The organism is Sphingobacterium sp. UBA5670, assembly GCF_002420705.1.
Classification (GTDB): Bacteria; Bacteroidota; Bacteroidia; order Sphingobacteriales; family Sphingobacteriaceae; genus Sphingobacterium.
This window is the reverse complement of sequence record NZ_DIIM01000021.1, coordinates 529020-553313: the sequence shown is the minus strand read 5'-3', so window position 1 is coordinate 553313 and position 24294 is coordinate 529020. Positions and strand designations below refer to the sequence as shown.

At 41.0% G+C, this 24294-nt stretch carries 24 protein-coding genes and 1 pseudogene; 14 read left to right on the top strand and 11 right to left on the bottom strand.

Annotated features, from left to right (window positions below; genetic code table 11):
• Positions 1-97 precede the first annotated feature (97 nt).
• From B3C94_RS20395 to B3C94_RS20380, 4 genes are read left to right on the top strand one after another with little or no spacing between them, the layout of a single operon-like run.
• Positions 98-796: a PepSY-associated TM helix domain-containing protein gene (locus tag B3C94_RS20395; protein ID WP_293907170.1), complete on the top strand. Its 699-nt coding sequence runs from the start codon at positions 98-100 to the stop codon at positions 794-796.
• A complete protein-coding gene (locus B3C94_RS20390) occupies positions 780-1217 on the top strand; it encodes a PepSY-associated TM helix domain-containing protein (protein WP_293907168.1) in 438 nt (145 codons plus the stop codon). Before B3C94_RS20395 ends, B3C94_RS20390 begins: the two co-directional genes overlap by 17 nt.
• 2 nt (positions 1218-1219) lie before the next feature.
• Complete coding sequence (locus tag B3C94_RS20385) at positions 1220-1384, top strand: hypothetical protein (protein ID WP_293907166.1); 165 nt, start codon at positions 1220-1222, stop codon at positions 1382-1384.
• Between the two features lie 21 nt (positions 1385-1405).
• Positions 1406-3607, top strand: coding sequence for a TonB-dependent siderophore receptor (locus B3C94_RS20380; RefSeq protein ID WP_293907164.1), 2202 nt, complete (start codon positions 1406-1408; stop codon positions 3605-3607).
• Positions 3608-3741: 134 nt separating this feature from the next.
• Here B3C94_RS20380 and B3C94_RS20375 read toward each other — a convergent pair whose 3' ends face one another.
• The 5 genes from B3C94_RS20375 to B3C94_RS20355 all read right to left on the bottom strand — a co-directional run bounded on the left by B3C94_RS20375 (position 3742) and on the right by B3C94_RS20355 (position 8988).
• The gene (locus B3C94_RS20375; protein WP_293907162.1) at positions 3742-4428 is read right to left on the bottom strand and encodes a class I SAM-dependent methyltransferase; all 687 of its coding nucleotides are present in this window, start codon (positions 4426-4428) and stop codon (positions 3742-3744) included.
• Between the two features lie 62 nt (positions 4429-4490).
• Positions 4491-5621: a PepSY-associated TM helix domain-containing protein gene (locus B3C94_RS20370; RefSeq protein WP_293907160.1), complete on the bottom strand. Its 1131-nt coding sequence runs from the start codon at positions 5619-5621 to the stop codon at positions 4491-4493.
• Positions 5621-7762: a TonB-dependent siderophore receptor gene (locus B3C94_RS20365; protein ID WP_293907158.1), complete on the bottom strand. Its 2142-nt coding sequence runs from the start codon at positions 7760-7762 to the stop codon at positions 5621-5623. The genes B3C94_RS20370 and B3C94_RS20365 overlap by 1 nt, the downstream gene beginning before the upstream one ends.
• Before the next feature lie 76 nt (positions 7763-7838).
• Positions 7839-8210 carry a hypothetical protein gene (locus B3C94_RS20360; protein WP_293907156.1) on the bottom strand — a complete coding sequence of 124 codons (372 nt, stop codon included), beginning with the start codon at positions 8208-8210 and terminating at the stop codon, positions 7839-7841.
• A gap of 73 nt (positions 8211-8283) precedes the next feature.
• Complete coding sequence (locus B3C94_RS20355) at positions 8284-8988, bottom strand: hypothetical protein (RefSeq protein ID WP_293907154.1); 705 nt, start codon at positions 8986-8988, stop codon at positions 8284-8286.
• A gap of 164 nt (positions 8989-9152) precedes the next feature.
• On the opposite strand from B3C94_RS20355, the gene B3C94_RS20350 reads away from it, so the two are divergent.
• From B3C94_RS20350 to B3C94_RS20335, 4 genes are all read left to right on the top strand, one after another.
• On the top strand, positions 9153-9530 hold the full coding sequence (locus B3C94_RS20350) for a hypothetical protein (protein WP_293907152.1): 378 nt from the start codon (positions 9153-9155) through the stop codon (positions 9528-9530).
• 84 nt (positions 9531-9614) lie between these two features.
• Positions 9615-10487, top strand: a complete 873-nt coding sequence (locus tag B3C94_RS20345; RefSeq protein WP_293907149.1) for a FixH family protein — start codon at positions 9615-9617, stop codon at positions 10485-10487.
• Positions 10414-10905, top strand: a complete 492-nt coding sequence (locus tag B3C94_RS20340; RefSeq protein WP_293907147.1) for a helix-turn-helix domain-containing protein — start codon at positions 10414-10416, stop codon at positions 10903-10905. The genes B3C94_RS20345 and B3C94_RS20340 overlap by 74 nt, the downstream gene beginning before the upstream one ends.
• 533 nt (positions 10906-11438) lie before the next feature.
• A complete protein-coding gene (locus tag B3C94_RS20335) occupies positions 11439-11612 on the top strand; it encodes a hypothetical protein (protein WP_167512259.1) in 174 nt (57 codons plus the stop codon).
• A 33-nt stretch (positions 11613-11645) separates the two neighbouring features.
• Here B3C94_RS20335 and B3C94_RS20330 read toward each other — a convergent pair whose 3' ends face one another.
• Both B3C94_RS20330 and B3C94_RS20325 read right to left on the bottom strand, forming a co-directional pair.
• Positions 11646-12404, bottom strand: coding sequence for a TIGR03915 family putative DNA repair protein (locus B3C94_RS20330; RefSeq protein ID WP_293907144.1), 759 nt, complete (start codon positions 12402-12404; stop codon positions 11646-11648).
• Positions 12404-13657: a putative DNA modification/repair radical SAM protein gene (locus B3C94_RS20325; RefSeq protein ID WP_293907141.1), complete on the bottom strand. Its 1254-nt coding sequence runs from the start codon at positions 13655-13657 to the stop codon at positions 12404-12406. Before B3C94_RS20325 ends, B3C94_RS20330 begins: the two co-directional genes overlap by 1 nt.
• 181 nt (positions 13658-13838) lie before the next feature.
• Here B3C94_RS20325 and B3C94_RS20320 point away from each other — a divergent pair, with 181 nt between their 5' ends.
• A complete protein-coding gene (locus B3C94_RS20320; RefSeq protein WP_293907138.1) occupies positions 13839-14345 on the top strand; it encodes a pyridoxamine 5'-phosphate oxidase family protein in 507 nt (168 codons plus the stop codon).
• 84 nt (positions 14346-14429) lie between these two features.
• Here B3C94_RS20320 and B3C94_RS20315 read toward each other — a convergent pair whose 3' ends face one another.
• Positions 14430-14582, bottom strand: coding sequence for a lmo0937 family membrane protein (locus B3C94_RS20315; protein WP_293907136.1), 153 nt, complete (start codon positions 14580-14582; stop codon positions 14430-14432).
• A gap of 470 nt (positions 14583-15052) precedes the next feature.
• Here B3C94_RS20315 and B3C94_RS20310 point away from each other — a divergent pair, with 470 nt between their 5' ends.
• From B3C94_RS20310 to B3C94_RS20295, 4 genes are all read left to right on the top strand, one after another.
• On the top strand, positions 15053-15502 hold the full coding sequence (locus B3C94_RS20310; RefSeq protein ID WP_293907133.1) for a protein-disulfide reductase DsbD domain-containing protein: 450 nt from the start codon (positions 15053-15055) through the stop codon (positions 15500-15502).
• A gap of 578 nt (positions 15503-16080) precedes the next feature.
• The gene (locus tag B3C94_RS20305) at positions 16081-16671 is read left to right on the top strand and encodes an outer membrane beta-barrel protein (RefSeq protein WP_293907130.1); all 591 of its coding nucleotides are present in this window, start codon (positions 16081-16083) and stop codon (positions 16669-16671) included.
• Positions 16672-16892: 221 nt separating this feature from the next.
• Positions 16893-19607 (top strand): GH116 family glycosyl hydrolase, encoded by a 2715-nt coding sequence (locus B3C94_RS20300; protein WP_293907127.1) that lies wholly within the window; start codon positions 16893-16895, stop codon positions 19605-19607.
• A 170-nt stretch (positions 19608-19777) separates the two neighbouring features.
• Positions 19778-20989 carry a GTP-binding protein gene (locus B3C94_RS20295; RefSeq protein ID WP_293907124.1) on the top strand — a complete coding sequence of 404 codons (1212 nt, stop codon included), beginning with the start codon at positions 19778-19780 and terminating at the stop codon, positions 20987-20989.
• 126 nt (positions 20990-21115) lie between these two features.
• Here B3C94_RS20295 and B3C94_RS20290 read toward each other — a convergent pair whose 3' ends face one another.
• The 3 genes and pseudogenes from B3C94_RS20290 to B3C94_RS20280 all read right to left on the bottom strand — a co-directional run bounded on the left by B3C94_RS20290 (position 21116) and on the right by B3C94_RS20280 (position 23805).
• Entirely contained in the window at positions 21116-21868 is a 753-nt protein-coding gene (locus tag B3C94_RS20290; protein WP_293907122.1) for an SDR family oxidoreductase, read from the bottom strand.
• A gap of 12 nt (positions 21869-21880) precedes the next feature.
• Positions 21881-22537 (bottom strand): annotated as a pseudogene (locus tag B3C94_RS20285) (SDR family oxidoreductase); the annotation flags it as partial.
• Positions 22538-22818: 281 nt separating this feature from the next.
• Positions 22819-23805, bottom strand: coding sequence for a helix-turn-helix domain-containing protein (locus tag B3C94_RS20280; protein WP_293907120.1), 987 nt, complete (start codon positions 23803-23805; stop codon positions 22819-22821).
• A 286-nt stretch (positions 23806-24091) separates the two neighbouring features.
• Between B3C94_RS20280 and B3C94_RS20275 the strand changes: the two genes are divergently transcribed.
• Entirely contained in the window at positions 24092-24277 is a 186-nt protein-coding gene (locus tag B3C94_RS20275; protein ID WP_293907115.1) for a hypothetical protein, read from the top strand.
• Positions 24278-24294 lie beyond the last annotated feature (17 nt).

Here is a 24294-nt window from a genome sequence, read left to right as displayed (position 1 = left end):
TCGTGCTGTTTTCTGCCTTCAAATAAGTGGTTTAGTATAAATATTTATTTTTATTATTTAGATTGATTAAAAATAATACATTTGCAAAAAACTACCGATGAAACTGAAGGCTGCAAAACGTTGGTTCAACTGGCATAAATGGACAAGTCTAATTTGTACCATTTTTCTTCTCTACCTCTGCATTACGGGACTACCGTTGATCTTTCATGAAGAGATCGAACATATATTGGAGGAAAATAAAGAGGCTGTAATCACAGAACATAAATTGAGTCTGGATAAGCTGGCAGAAATTGCGGCATCCAGGTATCCTGGGGAGCAAGTGCGGTATGCGTTCTGGGATGAAAATGAAAAGAATAAGGTGCTTTTTGATGTCGTGGACAAACCTGATGCGCCTTATGAAAAAAGTAAGTATCTGGTCCTCAATGAATATACAGGTGAGGTGCTTGGGGCTCCCAAGACCGATGGCCTGATGAATATTATCCTTAAACTGCATACCGATATGTTTTTGGGTATCCCCGGCAAATTGTTCCTCGGTCTGATGGGGATATTATTTATGATTTCTATTGTCTCCGGGATTGTACTTTATGGACCCATTATGAAAAAGTATGATTTTGGAATGGTACGGAAGAATCGATCCAAAAGACTGCAATGGTTGGATACACATAATTTATTGGGTATCGCTTTAACAGCATGGATGGTGGTGGTTGGTTTTACAGGCATCATCAATACGCTCTCTGATGTGATCCTCGGTCTCTGGCAGCAGGGGGCAGCTGGCCGAAATGACTGCACCTTATAAAAATCAAGAGCCGCTCAAGGGCAATTATAGTTCATTGGAGCAGGCAAAGGTAGCGGCTGAAAACAAAGTGAAAGACATGAAAGCTGCGGTCATAGCCTATCCGGGGACACCTTTTACGAGCAAGCATCATTATGCTGTATTTATGCGCGGCAATACGGAGCTGACATCGAAGTTACTCAAGCCTGTTCTGATTGACGCGAAAACTGGATTGGTAACCGATAGCCGGGAAATGCCCTGGTATGTCAATACACTTTTCTTTTCCGAACCGCTGCATTTTGGAAATTATGGTGGTCCGGTTCTTAAAATTGTTTGGGCTGTGTTTGATATTTTCACCATTCTCGTTCTGGTAACGGGACTCTACTTATGGATTGCCCGACGACGCGCAGAAAAACAGCAGTTATTTATCGCAAAAGAATATTAACCATGAAAAATACCTTCCTAAAACTTTGGGGCATGCCTATGCTATTAGCGGCTTTATCACTATTTGGGCTAATTGCTGCATTATTGGGCGATGGTCTATGGGACTATTTGGGCTGGCTCGCGCTTTCTGTTCCGCTCTTTCTCGTGATTCGACACTATTACAAATAACTACAAATAAATTACCATAACATGAAGAAGTTGATCTTAAGTGCTTCTGTATTATCAAGTATCGCTGCCCATGGGCAACAAAAGGACACTGTCAAAATGAATAAAATGGATGAGGTTATTATTAATGCTTACATCAAAAAAGACAGTGAATACACGAATAAAATGCCGCTTCGAGCGATTGAAAATCCGCAGGTCTACTCCTCAATTGACCGTGTTGCTTTAGAAAACCAAATGATTTTTACCGTCGATGAGGCCTATCGAAATGTGACTGGTTTGCAAAAAATGTGGAATGCAACAGGGCGAGCCGGTGATGGCGGAGCGTATGTCAACTTGCGTGGATTTATCTCAAATAATTCGCTGAGAAATGGTTTGGTAGCGCCAGTAAGTGGTACGGTAGATGCCGTGAATATCGAAAAAATAGAGGTGTTAAAAGGGCCGTCAGCTACCTTATACGGAAGTAATGTGACTTCTTATGGAGGTGTGATCAATCGTGTCACCAAGAAGCCTTACGATAGTCTAGCTGGAAATGTTTTGGTCTCGGCCGGAAGATATGATTACTATCGTGCTCAAGCCGATCTCAATGCCCCCTTAACAAAGGATAAAAGCGTTTTGTTTCGTGTTAACACGGCCTATACAACAGAGGGAAATTTTCAAAATCCCAAGGTGCACAATAAGTATTTTGCGTTTACGCCCAGCCTAACGTGGAAGGTAAATGATAAAGTGGATATCAATCTAGAATATGAGATGTTTGATAATAAGGCGCAGTCTGAGCAGAACTTCTTTTTCATCGGCCCTTTGTCGGCTTTTGGTTTTTCGGGAATGAAAGACTTGGAGAAGGCCGGCCTCGATTACAAAAAACCGTATGTGGGATCGGGCTTATACAATACAGGTCGTACGCGTAACTTGTTCGGGCAGGTCAATTATAAAATCAATGAACATATCCGGTCGTCAACTTCGATCAATAGTGCTTATAGCTATTCGAATGGTTTCAACCCATATTTCTACATCACGACAAAATCCTATGGTGCCGATCCCAATGACAAGGAAGTTGGTTTATACCGTGGTGACCAGTCTACTGCAGATAGCAAACAACGTTACCTACAGGTACAGCAAAACTTTAATTTTGACTTTCATATAGGTAGTATGCGCAACCGGACCGTGGTGGGTGGAGATTATTTACGCACACGCAATGATCAATTCTTTTATTTTGGGGTCATTGACTTCGTGCCCTTTACAGGCAATACGGATTATACAAATTTCAATGCCGACTATGTAACAAATTATTATAATTCAATCCGCAATACGCCGGCATGGGATAGCTCTATCTGGCCATTGAAAAATAAATCAAATACCTACAGCGCGTACGTTTCCAATATGATCACACCTGTAGAGGGCTTAAATTTGATGACGGCCATTCGCTATGAAAGTGTAAAATTCAATGGAGGCGTGAAAGGTTCCAATGAAACTCCGGCATATACACAGCATGCGTGGTCACCTAAACTGGGTTTAGTTTATGAACTTGTGAAAGAAAAATTTTCGGTGTTTGGGAACTATCAGAATAGCTTTACCAGTAATGGTTATTTTGTTTCAGACACGGCTTCTAACCTTTCTCTTTCTGATCCTGAAAAAGCCAATCAGTGGGAGGGTGGATTTAAAGCCGATCTGTGGCACGGAAAAGTCAATGCTACACTTAATTACTACAACATCAATGTCAAGAATACCTTACAGACAATTGGTTACACACCGCAGGGAAGAGCGATCGAACAGCAAATGGGAAAACGTAACAGCAAAGGTATTGAACTGGAAGTAAATGCTTATCTGGTTAAAGGTTTTTCATTGATCGCAGGATTGAGCTACAATGACTCCAAATTTACGGAAACGACAGATGCTACTGTTTTGGGTAAAAGGCCGAATACGGCTTCTTCGCCATGGTTAGTAAATTTCAATGCGACCTATCAGTTTACGGAGGATAACCTAAAAGGACTTGGCCTGGCCTTTGGAGGAAATTATGCCAGCGCCAACAAAATTATCAACACGACAAATGGAACCTTTGAATTACCCAAATATGTAGTCCTCAATGCCAATGTATTCTATGATGCGAAGAAATTCAGAATTGGAGTAAAAGCGGATAACCTGACCAACGAACATTATTGGATCGGTTATACCACAGCTAATGCACAGAAGCTGCTGAATGTAGCGGGAAGTTTTAGCTATAAGTTTTAATCCGTTATGGGAGACTCCCATTTTTGTAGTATCCCCAAAAAGTTAGCTACTTTTTGGGGGTACTTTGTTTGTTCTCGCTATCGTATCTTATCCATATAGGGCTGTGAAAAGCCTTAACTGGATGCAGCTCTATTTTATTTTTTAACGGCTTCCAGCATAAAAAGGCCTTCCGTTTCCAAAGGAAGTTTCAGAATGCGATTTTGGGCGTCCATATCGATTTCAATGGAATCAAATCCAACAGCTTCTAATAGTTCGACGTCTTTGGCCGGACGTTGGTGTGCGCTAATCTCGAGAGCCGATTTGATGTCATTGATCTGATCGATAGCACCGGACGGGCATTCATCGTGTCTTTCGGTACTAAAAACTGTTTTTCCGAAATCGGCATCCAGATTGATCAGCTTTCCGCCGGGTTTGAGCACACGTTCCATCTCGCTGTAACATTTTTTAAGGTCAGGAATGGTCCATGTCATCAATCTGGTGAAGACTAAATCGAAGGTGTTAGCCTCAAATTGCAGCGCATGTGCATCCATGACCTGATAAGCTACGTTGAGTTCCAGTTCCTGGCTGACGAGGTTTGCGTATTCAATCATCTGGGGGGAGAGGTCAACGGCAGTAACCTCGAAACCTGCCAGGGTCATAATGTTGGCAAAATATCCTGTAGCAGTACCGACCTCAAGGACTTTGTTGCCCGCAACCTGGCTACGTACAGACTTAAAGAAGTCAAGCCAGCGTTCGGTCTCCGGACGGGACCAAGCCTCATCCCGTTCCTTGCGCCAAGAAGCGCTCCGATCATTCCAGTAGGCTGTTATTCTGTTAATCATCGTAATAATTTTAAGAGAAACAAATTTATCTATTTTATCAGGAACAAATGATGGAATTTATGTCATATCTCCAAGCGCTTATTTTGCAGCTTTGTTTTTTGTCGTTTACTGCGCAGGGTCCAAAGGACAAAGCCTGTTAGTGCAAGGAGGGCGGGAGTCAATCCAATCAAAGCATAAAAAAGCCGTAATGCATAACCGCCGAAGGCACCAATATGGAGTTGGTAAATTGCCCAGGAGACCTTTTTAGATGAATCGGCTCTGTCGATGTCCAGTATATTGAGGCATGCACCGGTCGAAGCGTCGAATGAAAAATGACTTGCTTTTCCACCAAATAACGGGAAAGAGGTACTCGATAGTTGTCCGCGAACCAAGATTGGGGAATCAGTGTTCTTTGGGATATTGATGGCAATAGGGTGAAAACCGGGCGACGTCGTTTTGCAATAATCCAATAATTTGTCCAAATCTGTTTTTGAAGCGAAAGACCCATGCACATGCGGGGCGGCGGTCTCTGCAGAAAACAATTCCTGAAAAGCAGGGAGATTCATCCAAACTCCGGTAACCAGTAAAATTAGATTGAGCAAAGCAGACCAGACACCGACTACGCGATGCCAGGACGAATACAATTTGCGTCCATTCTTATAAAGTGGTACTTTAAATAGCAAGACGCTGAGAAGATGTTTTCGATAAACGATCAGGCCAGAGAAAATAGTAAACAACAGCAGGATCCCCAGCGCTGCGACAAAGGTCTGGCCTAATCGTCCCAGTAAAAAGCTATAATGGAGCGCATATGTCCATCTGAAAAATGAGCTGCCGAGTGATTCATAATTGCCTTTCCGGAGAATTGCTCCTGTGTGGGCGTCGACAAATGCAAAGCTAAGATGATTGTCTGCCGGACCATTGATCTTTCGATAGAGCATAAATTCGTACGGTTCATGGGAAGATAAAGGAAAATCATGGAGTACAATTTTTTCTAAATTGGGAAAGGCAGTGGCGATAATCCGATAGGCGCTATCGGCAGAAATCACAGGTCCATTTGCGGGCCTGTGATAAATATCGGGATTTAGTGCGCGATCAAGATCATGGCGAAATAGCAGTACTGCGCCTGTCAGTCCCAAGATAAGAAAGAATAGCCCTGTGCTCAGTCCGAGGAACCCGTGTACGCGGAATGCCCATTTGGTGATTGTTTTCATCATTAGAAATTATAGGAAACATTCATGCGAAATTCGCGCGGGGCATAAGGGACGTAGGCATAGAGGCCTGTGGGGCGTGTCCAGGCACTTCCATAATTGAACCGGTTGGTGATGTTATTGATAAGTCCATTGATGGCGATCTTACCATTCGTCCAGCCGATACCAGCATCCAATCGAAAGATCGGTGCTAGCGAAGGGATATCGTCCTGCGAATAACGTCCGGCTCTACCTGCTTGATACTGGTAACCTGCCGATACACTCATTCCTGTTACATTTTTGAATGGAAGCCGGTAATTCAGCCAGGTATTTTGTATATGTCGTACCCGGTAGGGACTTGCTTTGCCAACCAGTGCTGGATTGGCGTCGGCAGAAATATAACTATCTGTATAGGCATAGTTGATCACTGTATTGAGGCCCGGAACAACTTCACCTTTGAGGTCGAATTCAATTCCTTTGGATGTCGTCTGGCCGATCTGTGACTGCAGGTTGGTCGCAGGATCGCTTACCAGAATATTGTCTCTCGTGATATGATAAAGCGATAAGGTACTGTTCCATTTGCCTTCCCGCCAGTCTTTTTTTAGACCAAGCTCATAGTTTTTGCCACGTAGTGGCGAGAATGTTTTACCATCAGCGCTTAGACCACTCTGGGTGGTAAACGTACGATCATAAAGGGCGTAAGCCGATGCACTTTCTGTCAGCGCATAATTTAAGCCCACTCGGGGGGTAATCACCAGATCTGAGACTGTAGAGGGGGTAGGGATATCGATATGGCTTGTCGATCGCGTTAGCCGGGCCGCTAAGGTCAAATGTAAACGGTCCTGCAGGAACGCCAGTTCATCTTGGAGATAAAAGGCGACATATTTGATCTGCTGCTTGTTAGTCGCTATGCTGTCTAATGAGCCTGTCTTTTTATTATCATAGAATGGGACTCCATATTGCGGATTATTGACATCTAAGGGATATAAGGTCGGGTTCGCATTTTTGTCGTTATAACCCGAATAACCCAGTAAAGATTTTCGGTTGCCATCAATACTTGCCAGGATATGATGTGCAAGGTTGCCGGTATTTAATATACCATTCAAATAGATCTGAACGGAAGTAACATCTGTTTTAAATCGTTCGTAAGTGACACGTCGTTTGATTTCGTCCGGACGGTTTTTATCGTATGCAGACACAAAAAAGTAATTTCCATCCATCTGGCTGTTGGCATAGGCCGTTTTCGCAGTGAGATTCCAATTTCGGCCGATTTTTTTTGTGTAGGTCAGAAAAGCAGTATGTTCTTGAGCCTGAACTGGGTCTTTTGTGGGATCGGCAATACTAAAATCCCGAGGAAGGGATGCAAATCCGTAGGGTGAAAATACCGTGAGCAGGTACTGTAGAAAAGACTGCTGCTGAAAGCTATATTCTGCAGTCAAAGAAGATGTTGTGTCTATGCGGTAGGTCAGGCTCGGATTGACCACAACCTTATCGTTAAATGCAAAATGCTGAAAAGAGCGGGATTTCTGTCCGACGGCATTGACTCTATATAGCCATTTTTTTTGTTGATCAAAATGGCCTTCCAGATCTGCTCCAGCGCGATAGAGGTCCCAGCTGCCTGTCTGAAAGAACACCTGATTGGAAGGTATACCCGTCGGTTTTTTGGTGACGAGGTTGAAGGATCCCGCGGGATCGCCAACAGCATTCATAAAACCAGAAGGCCCCTTGATAAATTCCAGCCGATCGATCATATTGGCATCTTCGGGCATAGGACCATAATAGATCATAGAAAGATCTACCCCGTTTCGAAGCGTGTTGATACCTGCACCGCGCATAAAAAGAAAAGGACCATAGAAGTCTGCTGTGTTGTTGCGCATTGCACCACTCACATTCCTGCTGATGCTTTCGTTTATATTGATGGCCTGCTGGTCGACGATGATACTATGGTCGACTTCCTGGATGTTTTGTGGTAGCCGTAGAAGCGGTACCTGCAGTTTTAGGGTATTGGAAGCAGCGTCTAACTTGTATTTTCTATAATATTTGGAAGTGACAATTGCCTCTTCCAGGCGAATACTATCGCGAAGTGCGGAAGTTGTATCCCGTAAAGGATGCTGAGCATATACAATACTGCCTGATAACACAAGCAATACTGAAAATGAGTATTTCATGAAATGGTTTTACCTAATTATCAATTTGTCTAAAATTATTTTTCAATGGATGGATCTCCCATTGAGCGAAGGTTAATTAGGCAATAGGGGGACGTAGTAATCTATTTGGATTTCTACGGATGGATTTGGAAACATTTATAGGAATGGGAAGTACGGTAATTTCAATTGAAGTAGGAGTGAATGAAAACAAAGTATTGGAATCAACAATATCGTAAACTTCAGCTTTAAGCTTGACGCTTGGATTCTCCTTTTCTTTTTCTTGTGCCTTTCTGATCTTTTTCATTAACACGCAGTTACCGTTACAATGCAATTGGGGTTTATCCCGATTTACACAAAGGTATTTGGTGATATAGTCCTTATTGGCATAAAAAGCTCCTATCACAATATAACCCCATCCCGCTTGGACGAGCAATGATAAGGTCAGAAAATACAGGAGCATTTTTTTCATTGGGCCAAACTTAGATAAATAGTTTTTTATATGCAATTTAAATTTGGCTGTGCTCTTATGTCTTCTGTAAATATTAGTTTTTTTTTGACTGTTTTAGTTGGTCAAATGTTCTGTTATATCGGTCATAAATGACTTTTTCAGATTCAAAATCTGGATTTGGCTTCCAATATTCTTCGACCCGAATTATATTGTTTTTGACGATGGTATTTGAGCTTATCAACCTTCCTTTTCCGTGGACTTCGTTCATGTTAACGGAGTTTATGGGGACAAAGAATTTTTCTAGCATTTTGGGGATTTCGCGAAAACTGATGCAATCCTCGTCGATAATAACCGTTTTGCTTTTTGTGATCAAAGGCAAAAGTACTTTGGCTATCCAGCCGGGTTGTTTCGACTTGATTTGATCTGCGGGCTGTGTCAGATAGAAACTGAACTGTGCCTTATCGTCGCTGTGGTGGTTGCGGTAGACAACGGTTTCGATGGTATTCCAAGGAATAAATTGTGTTGTATTTAGCAATGGGACGTGATGAGATAGGCCTTTGTGATTGGCTGTTACACTTTCCTGTAGTGCTGTTTGTCGTTCGATCGTTTTCTCAGATACTCGAAAACCAACGGTCAAACCGTATAGGATAATACCTGGAAAAAGAATAAAAAGTCCTGAAACGAAATAGGCCCCCACAACTTTGCTGCCATGAATAATCATAAATATGGTCAAACCTATTCCAATGCAAATAAATAGTCCAAGAAATAATTTAATAACTAAAAAAGGGTTAAATTTCATTTACTCAAAGCCAGGGGTTTCTAGCTAAATATACTAAAAGTTGTTGGTTTTTATGGAAGAGCTAATCACTTTGAAAAGAGAAGGGCGACACAGGCCTGCTACAGAAGGGGCTAAAGTCTTGGGGCAAATAGCAATAATTATTATATTTGTGGCACTGTCGATACATGAAAGCAAAACAATTGATATGGATAATACTGCCGCTGATGCTCTTGCAGAGCTTCTCGTCGGTGTGGCTATGGACTGTTTTTGAGCTAAATAGAGATTATATCGCTAAGAACGAGTGTATCAATCGATTCAACGAAAAGGCACTTTCCTGTCGAGGACAGTGTGTGTTGATGAAGAAAATGCGTGAACATGAGGAGAAGGAACAGAAGAACCTCGAATCGCGTATAATCGATGTTGTATTTATCAATAATCAGCAGAATTTTAACCTTGATATCGCTTTTTTTGAAGAAGCAGCGGTAGAAACACTACTTCCGGAATATCAGGCAAATTATACCTATAGACCAATCTTTTCTATTTTTCACCCACCCTTGATTTAGATCATTTTGTTTTTTAGTACGTGCTATAGGCTTATTGTCTGATAGCCGGTACTGTCTATTTTCAAAAGTTTTAAATCAATTCATATGAATATCTATTCCCGTATAGGGACTATCGAGGGATTGTTATACTCTCTATTTGCCTTTTTAATTACTTTTTCAATTTCATCATGTACGACTGATCCTGCAAAAAATAAGAGGGATGAAACAGATCTCATCCCGCCCAAAGAGTCTGATCTGGTCCGCATAACGGATACGACCTGGCGTAACAACAGCTATACCGTATACGCAGATGCCAAACTCAACAATAAATATCACACTGTTTACCTCCATGTAAAAGATAAGTCCGGAAATCCAATCAATGACAAAACCTTAGATTTCTATCCCGAGATGAGTATGGGACGCATGAAGCATGGCGGGCCTTATGAACATCCTCTTGCACTTGGTGAAGGATGGTATAGAAGTCCTATGGTTTTCATTATGGCGGATATCCCGCAAATGGGAATAGGCTGGCAATTGCATACCATACGTAGTCATGAGGGGAAAAAAGACACATTGGCCATTAAGATTCCAGTTGCAGCGGCAGCAAGCATGCGCACCATGAGCTCAGGGACAAGAGACGATAGCCGTGTATTTATATCCTGTTTATTGCCCGACAACGTAAAACACGGAAAGCATCAGATTCAATTTTTAATGAATAAAATGGATGGACATCATTTTCCGGTATTAGATCATTATGTCATTAAATTAAAAACCAACATGCCGTCCATGGGCCATGGTTCTTCGGGTAATGTAGCGGCGGAGAGCATGGGTCGTGGTTATTATGAGGGTACCGTTAATTTTTCCATGGCTGGTTCCTGGGAAGTTCTTGTCGAACTATGGAAAGATGGCATCGAAAGAAGAAAGGACGAGTTGTCTGGAAGTCGTAAACCTCATGCTGACGGCATACAATTCATTTAAATTGAGCGCTAAGGATGTATTGAAACGCTACTTGTTTATGCTTTTACAGATGTTGGGGCGGTATCTCGGAGTCGAGGGAGTCGCTGCACGAGTAGATGAAGGAGACGATAAGATCCGAAGCTTCGAATTGCTGGTCGATAACTATTATGCTCAAAAGCGTTACCCTTCATTTTATGCAGAGCAATTAAATATATCAATCAATTATCTCAATCGGATCTGCCAAGAAAAAAGAGCAGCAAGTTGTGGTACGATTATCCGTGGACGTATTTTACTGGAGGCAGAACGTTTGCTTTACCACACTTTTAAAACAGTAAAAGAAATTGCTTTTGAACTCGGGTTTGAAAATGTACCTTATTTCAGCACATTTTTTAAAGCAAATAAAGGAATGAGTCCTGAAGAGTATCGGAAGAATCTGTGACATGCATCGTATTGGTGCCTTTTCCACCTACATGGAAAAGGCACATTTTAATTGCGGAGTATTCCTGTATCTTGCTTGGCGAAAGCTTTTTCAAGCACGGGATATTCCCTATTGCTGATGGTACCAACCTTACTTTTTCTTTTTCATTTTTTTGTCGCCTTCGGCAGGCAGATCTAATATAGCCATCAATAACAAATAATAGCCTTTTTCCAATCCCATTTTTTGTGCTTTTTGGTTTATAGTTTCCATATCTTTATTCGATTATTGTTTAAATATTATTTTATAATTTATGTAAACTGAATCAAATGCTATACCCAAAAACTTCTTTCGGACTCATAACCGTATTTTTAGAGTGGAAATAACGTAGTGATTTTATTTTATACAAAAAAAATACGGACCACTTGAGTATTTAATGCAATAAAATATCGGATAGAGCGGAACCAAGGTGTTAAAAATACATGAACATCTTTGAATCAAAACATTTTTAACGTCAGTATTGTCATACTTCCGATTAATAATTAAAACAGGTATTTATGAAAAAGATAATTCCATTTGCACTTATGTCGAGCTTATTGGTGCTCGTATCGAGCTGTGCAGCAATTGAAGGTATTTTTAAGGCCGGTGTATGGTCAGGTATTCTATTGGTTGTAGTCGTAGTAGCTATCGTCATTTGGTTAGTGAGCAAATTGTTTGGTGGATCAAAATGATTATATGGAGCGGGAGTTCCAGAACTTAGACCGTTATGTTTTTTCGACCAGATATTTCCAGTAGCGTCTGGGAACATGTCTTAAATGGAGCTTTAAGTTCTTACGTGATTCAATATTGGTACTTTTAAAATAAGTCTTCCAAAGATGCTGATATTCCTTTTCCTGAGGATCGAGATCCACTTCTAATTGATATGGATCTCGAATCTCGCTATTATCATTATTGGATACCTCCACGACGTTTTGGCAATCATAGTGGAATCCATAGTTTCTCCGTATATCATAGATTAGCCAGTTTTGGTCGGCGAATCGGTTTTTAAAGAAGTCCACAACTAAAGGGATCACATTGAAATCAGGTTCAACGATGGCTGTGTAAAGGTGATCGTTAGATTTTACAAATCGAATAAATGCTTTCATACGGTGTCGTTCACGGCTGATCTTTTTGACCGTCTGATGCATACGCAATATAGCTGGATGACCATAATTATGTATATCCAGCTTTCCTTTACGAAAGAGTTCAATGATTAGTCGAAATCCATTGAGCCATTCAGATAGGGTATCGGATAGAAAGTTGTGGTAGAAAATTTTTGATTCTTGTTTCCCGAGTATTTTTTCTATTCCAGCAAGAATGCGATTAGCTTTTTTAGCATCCGTATTAATTTGACGCTTCTCCGAAAAAATATTAATTTCCATAGTTTCCATTGTAGCAGGAATACTATCAAATTCTTTTCGTTCAAAGGCTTCAAATACACAACAAAGGTACCCAGAATAACTTCCATCAAAAATATAATCCATTAGAATAAGCTTAACTGGCTATTGGGAGCCTCGATTTGTGCCCGAGGGTTGCGTTCAAGAATGGACTTTCTGATATTTTCGGGGTAGTGGAAGCCCGCGGCTATCAATGTATCCTGGCAAACCATAAAATATTTGGCGCGGTTATAGGCAATTCCCATTTTTCGAAGCTGCTGTTCTTTTAGTTTTCCATATTTGCGCGCCTGCACAATTTTGTTTGCGGACTGTCTTCCAACTCCCGGAATTCGAATAATCCATTCGTAACTAGCAGTGTTGATGTCGATAGGAAAGAATTGAGGATTGCGCAGCGCCCAAGCAAGCTTTGGATCTATTTCCAGGTCGAGCTGCTGATGGGTGCTGTTGAGTATTTCATGGAGTGAAAAGCCATAAAACCTGAGTAACCAATCTGTCTGATAAAGTCTGTTTTCACGTACAAGAGGCGGTGATGTTCCAATCTGAGGGAGATTGGAGTCGGTCGCGTTGATGGGTATATATCCTGAATAATAAACCCGTTTGAGATTGTAATCTTTATAAAATGCATTGGCAGTCTGCATAATCTGTAGATCACTTTCTGGCGTAGCGCCAATAACCATTTGGGTACTTTGGCCTGCCGGTACAAATAAAGGCGTTTTCTTATTGATTTTTCGATCCTGTCGTAGGTTTAGAATTTCATTTTTAACAATCGCCAGCGGCTCGCGAACGGATTGATGATCCTTTTCAGGAGCAACCAACTTGAGTCCTTCCTCCGTGGGAATTTCGAGATTCACACTCATTCGGTCAACATACAGCCCAGCTTCTTTTAATAACAATTCACTGGCGCCAGGAATGGCTTTCAGATGGATATAACCATTAAAACGTTCTTCGGTCCGAAGTTTCTTAACGACTAACATCAAGCGTTCCATGGTGTAGTCTGCGGATTTGAAAATACCCGAACTTAAAAAAAGGCCTTCGATGTAATTACGGCGGTAAAAGTTCATGGTCAATTCGACAATTTCCTTGACCGAAAATGCGGCACGTTGCACATCATTGCTACGCCTGCTAACACAAAAGGAACAATCGTAGATGCAATAATTGGTCATTAGGATTTTTAAGAGGGAGACACAGCGGCCATCTTCGGTGTAGGTATGACAAATACCACTAGCTGACGAATCGCCAATACCACCATTATTCTTTCGTTTACTTCCACTCGAACTACAGCTTACATCATATTTTGCGGCATCAGCCAATATCTGCAGTTTATCATCAAATCCAAACATGATTTATCCTTCAGTATTTGATTGTAAAAATACTAATATTATTAGTATTTTAAGGGCGTAAAATTACTTGATTTGCTTTTTTATAACCGTATTTTTCCTTTTGTTCACCGCCGATTGCTTGAATTTATTAAAAAAATAAACGATTTGTGATAGGATACTGTTCATTCATAAACTACATATTATGGCAGAGAATAATTTAAGTAATAAAGAGGCTTTAGACAAGCTAAAAGTAATCGTTGACCAAATTGATGTTGGGACAGTCTGTTCATTTCCATCAGATGCGAATTATCCCCATGGTGTACCGATGAGTAGACAGGAGGTGGATGATGAGGGTACTATATGGTATATTTGTTCGGCGGAAAGTGAGACGTTTAAAAATATTTCACAGGATCCGAGAGTTTCCCTATTTTATGCTGACCCAAAAAACTACACTTTTTTGAGTATTAATGGTACAGCGGACCTTTCGCGGGATCAGGAAAGGATAGATCGCTATTGGAACAAAATGATGGAGGGTTGGTTTGAAAAAGGTAAGGAAGATCCCAATATCAGGTTGCTACAGGTGACGCCTAAAGATGCACATTATTGGGATTCTAACTCCAATATGATCGTTAATCTGTTTAAGATGCTAAAAGCTACTGTAACCGGCGAAACTGAGGACATAGGTAAAGAAGGAGATCTGAATATTTAGCGATTAAGAAAGCAGAAAACAAAAGCTCCCCTGTTTCGAAGCAGTGGAGCTTTTATATAGAGCTAAATTTGTTGCGATTAACTGTTACGCATTGCCCTTTATTACGCGTAAAAGTACAGCGATAATAGCAATTACCAAAAGAATATGAATTATCCCACCACTGACAAAGCCACCAAAAAAACTGATTGCCCATATCAGGACCAAAATAACAGCGATAGTATACAATAGATTTCCCATAGCAATGAATATATGTTTATTGAATAACAATATTTCCTTGAAGATGGTTTACTATTTTTTTGTTTTTTTGAAGATGAGACAAATATGGAGGCTGTTTCAATCTATAGCAGTGTGCAATAGTATTAGCCTTATTGATTGGAGTAGTGGAAATTTTACGACTAGTTATTATAACTGTCCCCCAGGTCCCCCGAGAATTTGAGCAACTGTATTTGGCAAGCTCCTTTGTTTTAGCTGAATAACTAGGCTTTTGAATATATTATTGCAATTGAACCGGCAGCGAGTCTTAAATCGTAAAAAATATGGTTTTATAGATGTTTTTTAATAAAATTTATTGTTTTTTAATGATGATGTTGTGATTTGTTCTGTTTATAGCGATTATTGTTGTAAGTATTCGTGCGGTGTCTTTTGTAGGGTAATGCTGTATGAAATATGCTGCCGATGAAACAATAAACTGAAAAATTGATACAAAGATGAAAAAAATTTTATTTTTAGTGACGATGGTTATGTTTGCCGTTACGGGTGCGTTTGCTCAGATTCATAAACCAGTTAAATGGACTGTAGCCAGTAAAAAACTAAACAACAAGGAGGCTATGGTCTATGTAAAGGCCACTATCCAAGGTGGTTGGCATATTTACTCTCAAAATGTAAAAGATGGCGGTCCAATACCAACTTCTTTTAATTTCGCTAAGGCTGCTGATTATGCTTTGGTAGGCAAGACAGCTGAACCAAAACCAAAGATCAAACATGAGGAAGTGTTCAAAATGGATGTCGGATACTTCACAAATGAGGTGATCTTTCAGCAAAAGGTTTCGCTCACTAAAGGAACTGCAACAGTAAAAGGTACTGTGGAATGGCAAGCTTGCGACGCTTCACAATGTCTTCCTCCAGACGAATATGCTTTTGCTGTAACGATCAAATAGTTTGAGGGTTGCAATGACGCATCTAAAGCGATATGGCGCTGCGGATAATTGATAGAAAAAGGAAAAATTAAGGATAAAGGCTAGGTATGAGTACCTGGCCTTTTTTTGAAAGTGTCTGCTGTTATTGGCTAGAATGAACCTTTAGTCTGCTTTCATTGCTGTCTGCGTCTACGAAGTCATGAAGGTTTTGTTGGAAAGGGTCATTTGGTATAAAAAATCAGCCCTTTGGTATAATATGTTAAGTCTATTTTTTTGGGAATTTTAGCTTTGTCTAAATGGATTACCCCAACTTACTTCTGCAGGCAGATCATTTTTTTGTGCATAGTTATCGGGGAGAATCACCATCCCCAGCTTTGCTTTCATACCATGGACAGGGTTGGTGATATTGTTAATGCTGTAGCCACGCTGAGTGAAAGGTATAATTTGACAGAAGAAGATAATTTGGTGATCAACTGTGCGGCTTATTTTCAGGATATCGGTTATTTAGAACCATATCGCCTATTTTGTGAAAAGATAAATTGTCGGAAAACAGTTGTTTGTTTAAACTACTGATGTGTTGTATTGTAAAAATGATAAAGATGGATCGATTAAAGCTGATGCACTGTGCAAAGTTAATTTGCTTTTTGATAATGGGATTGTTTGGTTTCAAGTCCGTATGTTATGGGCAAATGGGGGTTGGAATGCGGGTTGGTGGTAATATTTCGCGCGCAAATGGCAATGCATTTGGCGCCAATAGAATGGGGTATCAGTTAGGGGGAGATTTGATTTTTCCGCTCAATAGTAAGATGGATGTCCAAGTTGAACCTACCTACAATTTAACTCGAATACGTGTCAATGACAATACAGCCTCCCTTTCCGGTGGCTTATCCAAAGGGACTCGCTCGCTGAAGTATCTCAACACGCCGGTATATCTTAAAGTTAATTTTACGAGAAAATTTTCAATCTTGGGGGGCCTGGACTTTAATCTGTTGCTTAACGACGATGCCTATAAACTCAATAATGGTTCACCTGCGTTCAACAGCCGCACACGTATAGGCTACGCCTTGGGAATAGACCTTGGGGCGTTGTATTTTAGATATCGTCAATTCAAAAAGAATAATAAAATCGTAGACAACTGGGATGCACATATTGACCAGTATCAACTGGGATTTAAAGTGCGTTTGTTTTAAGCTTAAGCGAATAGTTTCACTGGTAGGTAACCTTTACAGACTTTCCTGTGCTGTAAGCTGAGCCGCTGTGATTTTGCTACATCAGGCGGCTTTAACTTTTTATTGATTCTCCATTTGTTGTTTGTACGTTTATTGCTGGATATAAAGGATATTTCAATATCTTGCGTAGACAAACCAATATTTACTTCCGCTCAATCCCGGATGGTAACAATTATAAACGAATGGATAGAAGGAGTTTTTTTAAGAAAGCCGGTTTATTTGGCCTCGGTGTACTGGCCAGTAAGTTTCCTGTATGGTCAAATAGTGTATTTGCTCGGGACAAACCGATACACAACATTCCAGAGGATAAAGGCATCAGTAGGCGATGGCTTAACTCGCTGTATGAAAAGGGAGAGAAGATTGTCTATCGAAAAAGTAAAAATGAACTGCGGTACATCGGAATGCCTGTAGGTGGTTTGCATGCGGGTACCGTCTATATCGGAGGTGACGGTCGGTTGTGGCTATGGCAGATATTTAATACGGCTTATGATGGTGAATGTGAGGGGATAGAGCCTAAAAATGTACTATGGAATAATGGGAAGGAATTGATTACAGTGCGCCCGAGGGATGGGTCCGCTTATATCGAACCTGCTATTGCAGACAATCTGCGGTGTATGGAGCAGGGCTTTGCGATTTCGACGCTGGTCAATGAAAAGCAAGTTATTAAGGAGCTTCGGGAAAACCATTGGGATGAAATTGTATTTGAAGCAACTTATCCTACCTGCCGGATTACCTATAGCAGTGCCGACTTTCCATTGGATGTCGTCTTGATCGCCTATTCGCCATTTATTCCTTTGGATCAGGATAACTCTTCATTGCCACTTACAACCATACATATTGAATTACAAAACAAAGATGACAGGGCTATCGATGTAACTTTGACTGGCTGGATGGAAAATGGTGTGCATACAGGGCGTAAGGATTTTGATTCTGTTAAGAAACGTTCTCATCTCGCTGAATATGCAGGTAGTCAGGTATTACTTTACAGCTGTGATCAGGTTCCAGATCAAGCCATGCAAGCTGGCGATTATGGAACGATGGCTTTTACTTGCATGGACTTGCAGGCTCAACCTACGACGCGATTACAGGAATGGCCCGTCAAACCACTAGAGATTAAAATAGACAGAAGTGATTCCGTAATCGATTTTTCGAATATGCAGGTAGGTGCCTTTACGGTGCAACGCACAATCAAACCAAAAGAGGTCAGTCAGATTTCTTATGCGATCTCTTGGCATTTTAACAATCCGCATCCTAAACTGAGACAACATCTAAAGGAAGCGCAATCGGGTTATTGGTATGGTACCAAATTTAGCGACGCTGCGGCTGTGGTCAATTATTATTTGATCAACCGTGAAAAGCTTGATAGGGAAACCATGTTATGGCAGGAGACCTGGAATGATACGACACTGCCCACCTGGTTTATGGACCGCACTTTTGTCAATATAGGAACGCTAGCTACAGCAAATACCATGCGTTTTGCTTCGGGAAGATTTTGGGCTTGGGAAGGCGTTGGGGCATGTGCCGGCACTTGTACCCATGTCTGGCAATACGGGCAGTCCATGGGCAGGATATTTCCGGATCTGGAACGTAATTTACGCGAAGTGACGGATCTAGGCGTGGGCTTTCAGCCCGATACCGGTGCCATCATCTTTCGAGCTGAATATGAAAAAAGACCTGCGATCGATGGGCAGGCGGGCGTTATTCTGCGGTTCTATCGCGATCATCAGATGAGTAGTGATCATGTATTCCTTGAAAGAAACTGGCCTAAGCTTAAGAAGGCAATTCAGTTTGTACTTGATCAGGACAAAAACAACGATGGTATGACGGATACGCCAATGGAAAATACACTGGATGCGGTCTGGGAAGGTGAAATCGCCTGGATCGTCGGATTGTGTCTCGCTGCAATACAAGCTGCCGCATTGATGGCGAAGGAAGTGGGGGACAAAAAATTTCAGCAACTGTGTCTGGAATATGTTAGAAAAGGATCTGAAAATATGGATACCAAGCTCTTTAACGGGGAATATTATATTCATCGGCCCGATATGCTACAAGGCCGAAAGAAGTTGGGGGCTTACAATACCTGTCATATTGATCAGGTTTATGGCCAGGCTTGGTGTGCGCAGGTAGATATGCCACGGATCAATAGCCAAGAGAAGGTTGTATCTGCTTTAAAAGCTCTCTGGAAGTATAACTTCACTACGGATGTAGGGCCTTATATAAAAACACATCTTGGCGGAAGACCATATGCCTTGGCGGGAGAGGGAGGAATGGTAATGAATACCAATCCAAAGAATGAAGACAAGGCTTATGGTGATCATACAACCTGGCAATTAGGCTATTTTCATGAATGCATGAGCGGTTTTGAACATCAGGTCGCTGCACATATGATGGCAGAAGGCATGGTTGATGAAAGTTTGGTGTTGACAAGGATGATTCATGACCGCCATCATGCAGCCAGACGAAATCCTTTTAACGAGATTGAATGCAGTGATCATTATGCCCGCGCGATGGCAAGCTATGGAACCTTTATCAGCGTCTGTGGTTTCAGTTACCATGGACCAAAGGGACGGATCGGCTTTACACCTAAAGTGGGAGCAGCAGATTTCAGGGCCCCTTTCACGGCAGCAAAAGGATGGGGAACTTATTCACAAAGGCGAAAAAGTGAAGGCGAATGCTGTTGTACATTGAGCTTGAAATATGGTGAATTGATGCTTCATGAATTTCATATAGGTGATGCCGATGACCTTTCGCTTGACAAAAGGCATCTTGTTGCGAAACAAAATGACAGGTCGATAGAGTTGGCAGGGTTGAAACGTACTAGTAGACGTTTGGTCGTCAATTTTAAAGACCAGCTTCTACTTAAGAAAGGAGACATATTAATTATACAATGGATATGAAAAAATGGATACATGTTTATGTTACGGCAGCGTATTACTGACGGTTTTAAATGAGGCCTATTGAATCATAAGATTTTTAAGGGAGAAGTTGTTTAACTTAGATTGATCAATAAAGCAACGATGTTGCATTTATGTCTTTTTGTTTTTACATTTGTTTAAACGAAATTACTATGAGCAGCATCTCCCCAAAATTTAAATTGCCGGTCACCGTTTTGAGTGGATTTTTAGGCGCAGGAAAAACCACACTATTGAATCATATTTTGCACAATAAAGAGGGTAAGAAAGTTGCCGTTATTGTCAATGATATGAGTGAGGTTAATATCGATGTACAGACGGTAGAGCGCGAAAACGTCCTTTCGCGCACAGAGGAAAAGCTCGTGGAAATGAGCAATGGATGTATTTGTTGTACATTAAGGGAGGATTTGATGGTCGAAGTGGAGCGATTGGCGAAAGAAAATCGCTTTGATTATCTTCTTATCGAGAGTACCGGTATCTCGGAGCCTATCCCGGTTGCACAGACATTCAGTTATGTTGGTGCCGAAAATGCAATTGATCTGTCTTCATTCAGTTACATTGACACCATGGTAACTGTTGTGGACTGTTTCAATTTCGCTAAAGATTTTGGAAGTGCCGATACCTTATTGGATAGAAAACTGACGGATGATGACTATGACAATAGGACAATTGTCAATCTGTTGACCGATCAGATCGAGTTTGCAAATGTTATCCTTCTGAACAAAGCTGATCTGGTCTCTGAGGAGACTCTGGGCACTTTGGAAGCGGCAATTGGGCGCCTTAATCCAGGTGCTAAACTTCTTCGTACACAGTTTGGGCGTATTGATCCCAAAGAAATTATGGGTACCGGCTCGTTTGACTTTGACGAAGCTTCCTCTTCGGCAGGTTGGATCAAGGAGCTTGAAAACGAACATAAGCCCGAAACAGAAGAGTATGGGATTTCATCTTTTGTCTTTCGGTCACAACGTCCATTCCATCCACAGCGATTGTACCGATATCTCAACGAACGGTATCCGCATAATATCTTACGGGCTAAAGGTCTCCTCTGGTTGGCCTCTCGTCCGGACCTGGCAATCAGCTTTAGTCAGGCGGGTGGAAGTGTAAGGCTGGAAGGCGCGGGTTCTTGGTGGAGCAGCATGCCTGAAGAGCAGCGTTATCAATACCCTAGTTATGTTGAAATAAGAACTGAGCTTCTCAAACGTTGGCATCCGGAGTGGGAAGATCGAAAAAATGAATTGGTCTTTATCGGTCAGAATCTGGATAGAGAAAAGCATATGGCGGAATTGGAAGAATGCCTATTGACAGAAGAAGAAGCCGATGATTGGCGTTTTACTTGGTGGAAAGATGAATTTCCTGAAAATATTTAAAACTATTTGTGTTCCTTAATGGTCCAGTCAATAGTTAATGTAGGTTAGATATTGTATTTTTCAAAGGCTAGGGATTAATTTCCTAGCCTTTCTTATTCAATAGGTTGCCTGGCCGACATTTGCTCACTATTGATTAGCTCCACCATTGACTATCAGGTGTTGTCCATTAACAAAGGAGGAGAGATCGCTTGCAAAAAATTCGGCTACATTAGCGACATCTTCGACTTCTGCTAGTCTTCCCATTGGACAGCTATCCAAGAGTGACTTTCTTAGTTCGGGGTAACTTCCTTCCTCAGCAAATATTCCGGAATGATCTACAGCAAAGGGAATAATGGAATTGACCGTGACACCACGATGTCCAATTTCTTTTGATAATACATCGACAACATAGCGAGGAGACATCTTGCTGCCGCCGTATATGGCCATTCCCTGTACTGGAAATGCCGTGGTACTGGAAGCGACATAAATAATACGACCGTTGTTTTCTACATGTAACGCTGCTTGCTGCATTGTAAAATAAGAACCCCTGGTATTGACCGAAAATAATCGATCAAATTGTTCTTCAGTAAACTGCGTAACAGGAGTTTCGACCATTTCTATACCTGCATTTGCAACAACAATATCTATTTTTCCAAAAGTGGATTTTGCCTTTGCAAACAGATTTTCGATGTCATCTACTTTGCTGACGTCGGCCCGAATGGAAATAACTTTAGCGCCCATTGCTCTTATGTTGCTTTCGACCTCATCTGCAGAGGTTTTATCTCTTGAATAATTAAGTACAATGCTGGCGCCTAAGGCCGCGTAGCGTTCGGCTATAGCTTTACCCAAGCCTCTTGCTGAGCCTGTTATTAAGGCTACTTTATCGTTTAATGTGTTCATTTTTGTGAAAGTTTAAGCCATGCCGCCATTGGCGCCTATACACTGTCCAGAGATCCATTTGGCCTCCTCTGTCGCCAAAAACACGACGACTCTCGCAATATCTTCAGGCCTGCCCAATCGTTTGAAAGCGTTGGTTGCTGCAAGCTGTGCGATTTGCTCTTCGGATTTTCCTGCTAAGAATAGATCCGTTCCTGTCGGCCCGGGCAGCACGCAATTAACATTAATTCCTCTTGCACCGATCTCTTTGGCAAAGACACGGCTCATTTGTTCTACTGCTGCTTTTGTAGCGGAATAAACACCATAGGTTGGAAATATCGTACGAGTAACGGTAGAAGAAAGATTGATAATGCTTCCGTTATCTTCGAGTTTACTGGCAGCTTCCTGTAATGAATAGAAAACCCCTTTGAAGTTGACGTCTATTTGTCGGTTAAACTGCTCCTCACTCAATTCTTTGATTAAGGAGTTTTGCATGATACCGGCATTATTCACCCAGATATCTATCCGACCAAAATGAGCGATACTTTCGTCAAATAGACGTGTGATGTCACTTTTTTTGCTCACATCAGCTTTGATGGCAATGGCCTCGCCGCCGTTGAGTCTGATGCCTGATACAATTGCATTGGCTGCTTCTTCGTTACCGCTATAGTTGACAATTAATTTTGCGCCGGCTTCTGCAAACTGCTATGCAATCGCAGCTCCAATTCCTTTTGATGATCCGGTTACAACTGCTACTTTATCCGCTAAATTTTTCATGTAGTTTGATTTAATTTTGTTAGTTCAAAGGTATTGCAGATAGGATGGATGGGCGTTGCGCAGATTAAAGTAGTTGTTGTAAATTTTAAAGTTCCTCTGGTAGGGGCTGTCACCACTTGTTATTCGACATAGATGTTGTCGATTTACGGAATACGAAGTGTATGGTCATGGAAATAAAAAAGGAAATTGGCAATGTACTAATTTGATTGCTGGATGGACTGGCGGTACCGGAGGGGAGATAAGCCCGTATGTTTTTTGAAAAAATTACTAAAATGGGCGGTTTCAGTGAAACCAAGTTTATAGGTAATCTCTTTAATGGAGCGTGTACTGTTTTTGAGTAAAGACCGGGCTTCAATGAGAGATTTCTCAGAAATCCAGGTGGTAATATTTTTTCCAGTTTTGCTCTTGATGACACTGCTTAGGTAATTAGGATGCAAGTTTTGGGCGAACGCATAGTCTTGTACACGAAACGCGATTTCCGCTTTACCAGCGCTCAGGTCGCGATAATGTTGTTCTAATAATCGTTTGAAAGAAATCACAATTTGCGAACTCCGATTGCCCTCATAGATGGGATTGTAGTCCTGCCAGATGTGTTCTTTTATCTGAAATAGAATGACTGCGAGCAGATGACCAATGATTTTATATTTGGAAGGACTATGTCGTAGGTACGTGTCCAATAGTTGCTGATTAATTAATTTTACGTCCTGAAAAAAATCGTCAGATACTACTTTTGGCCGGACCAATTCAGTCAGCAAAAATGGAAAATCTGTGTAGACATCTTCACCAATATATTTTTTTAAAAATGATTCATCAAAAGTGATCAGGATGATATCATTAATCTCATTCCAGCTAAATGTACGATAATTGCTTGGATTTGTAAAATAGATCGAATGAGGAACGACTTCAAAAGTTTGGTCGTCTATGGTGTATCTGCCTTTTCCATCACCGACAAAAAGGAATGAAAAGAAATTGGGCCTGTAAGAACTGGATACAAAGGGGAGCTTAAATCCAATTTCATTGAGATTGAATATTGTAAAGCCTGCCGTTAAATCAAATAAGTCTACGGGTAGTTGCAAAGCTGTATAAAGCTCAAACAGTGAATTGGACTCGATGTTCCCTGCTTCAATCATTTTTATCTGTTGTTCTAAACCAGGTTTATCAGGTTTGACTGATCTGGAATACACGAATATAATAAGATTTTATTCTTTTATTGTAAACAACGATGTCTCGCGGATTTTGTTTCATCGTTCATATGGGAGCTTTGCTTCAATTTTAAATTTTTCTGCTGCATGAGGTTTTTGGATTAAACTTCTTATAAATAATTTAAAACCTTTTTCGCTTTATCGTTGTGTTAAGATAGAACGATCGTTAAGATTTAAAATAGGCCGCACGCGACTATTGCAGCGGCATATTCAGTGCAGCCTAATTCTGGTGCAACAGAGTCGGTGCCACTACAAAGAATAATACATTATGAATGTAAAGCGAATTTTTGGAACAGTATTAACGATACTAGGTATCGTTGGACTTATTTATACAGGAAATGGGTTGATTCATAGGGATACAACCAATATGACACTCATCGTCGTCGGGGTGATATCCTTGTTATTTTTCTTTTCAGGCATCGGGTTAATCAAAAATACAAGAGATGAAGGATAAAGTATTTCAATAAATGA

Bases quoted from the DNA above. Each gene is read 5' to 3' on its own strand.
- B3C94_RS20395 (WP_293907170.1), top strand. From the start codon at position 98: ATGAAACTGAAGGCTGCAAAACGTTGGTTCAACTGGCATAAATGGACA.
- B3C94_RS20390 (WP_293907168.1), top strand. From the start codon at position 780: ATGACTGCACCTTATAAAAATCAAGAGCCGCTCAAGGGCAATTATAGT.
- B3C94_RS20385 (WP_293907166.1), top strand. From the start codon at position 1,220: ATGAAAAATACCTTCCTAAAACTTTGGGGCATGCCTATGCTATTAGCG.
- B3C94_RS20380 (WP_293907164.1), top strand. From the start codon at position 1,406: ATGAAGAAGTTGATCTTAAGTGCTTCTGTATTATCAAGTATCGCTGCC.
- B3C94_RS20375 (WP_293907162.1), bottom strand. From the start codon at position 4,428: ATGATTAACAGAATAACAGCCTACTGGAATGATCGGAGCGCTTCTTGG.
- B3C94_RS20370 (WP_293907160.1), bottom strand. From the start codon at position 5,621: ATGATGAAAACAATCACCAAATGGGCATTCCGCGTACACGGGTTCCTC.
- B3C94_RS20365 (WP_293907158.1), bottom strand. From the start codon at position 7,762: ATGAAATACTCATTTTCAGTATTGCTTGTGTTATCAGGCAGTATTGTA.
- B3C94_RS20360 (WP_293907156.1), bottom strand. From the start codon at position 8,210: ATGAAAAAAATGCTCCTGTATTTTCTGACCTTATCATTGCTCGTCCAA.
- B3C94_RS20355 (WP_293907154.1), bottom strand. From the start codon at position 8,988: ATGAAATTTAACCCTTTTTTAGTTATTAAATTATTTCTTGGACTATTT.
- B3C94_RS20350 (WP_293907152.1), top strand. From the start codon at position 9,153: ATGAAAGCAAAACAATTGATATGGATAATACTGCCGCTGATGCTCTTG.
- B3C94_RS20345 (WP_293907149.1), top strand. From the start codon at position 9,615: ATGAATATCTATTCCCGTATAGGGACTATCGAGGGATTGTTATACTCT.
- B3C94_RS20340 (WP_293907147.1), top strand. From the start codon at position 10,414: ATGGCATCGAAAGAAGAAAGGACGAGTTGTCTGGAAGTCGTAAACCTC.
- B3C94_RS20335 (WP_167512259.1), top strand. From the start codon at position 11,439: ATGAAAAAGATAATTCCATTTGCACTTATGTCGAGCTTATTGGTGCTC.
- B3C94_RS20330 (WP_293907144.1), bottom strand. From the start codon at position 12,404: ATGGATTATATTTTTGATGGAAGTTATTCTGGGTACCTTTGTTGTGTA.
- B3C94_RS20325 (WP_293907141.1), bottom strand. From the start codon at position 13,657: ATGTTTGGATTTGATGATAAACTGCAGATATTGGCTGATGCCGCAAAA.
- B3C94_RS20320 (WP_293907138.1), top strand. From the start codon at position 13,839: ATGGCAGAGAATAATTTAAGTAATAAAGAGGCTTTAGACAAGCTAAAA.
- B3C94_RS20315 (WP_293907136.1), bottom strand. From the start codon at position 14,582: ATGGGAAATCTATTGTATACTATCGCTGTTATTTTGGTCCTGATATGG.
- B3C94_RS20310 (WP_293907133.1), top strand. From the start codon at position 15,053: ATGAAAAAAATTTTATTTTTAGTGACGATGGTTATGTTTGCCGTTACG.
- B3C94_RS20305 (WP_293907130.1), top strand. From the start codon at position 16,081: ATGGATCGATTAAAGCTGATGCACTGTGCAAAGTTAATTTGCTTTTTG.
- B3C94_RS20300 (WP_293907127.1), top strand. From the start codon at position 16,893: ATGGATAGAAGGAGTTTTTTTAAGAAAGCCGGTTTATTTGGCCTCGGT.
- B3C94_RS20295 (WP_293907124.1), top strand. From the start codon at position 19,778: ATGAGCAGCATCTCCCCAAAATTTAAATTGCCGGTCACCGTTTTGAGT.
- B3C94_RS20290 (WP_293907122.1), bottom strand. From the start codon at position 21,868: ATGAACACATTAAACGATAAAGTAGCCTTAATAACAGGCTCAGCAAGA.
- B3C94_RS20275 (WP_293907115.1), top strand. From the start codon at position 24,092: ATGAATGTAAAGCGAATTTTTGGAACAGTATTAACGATACTAGGTATC.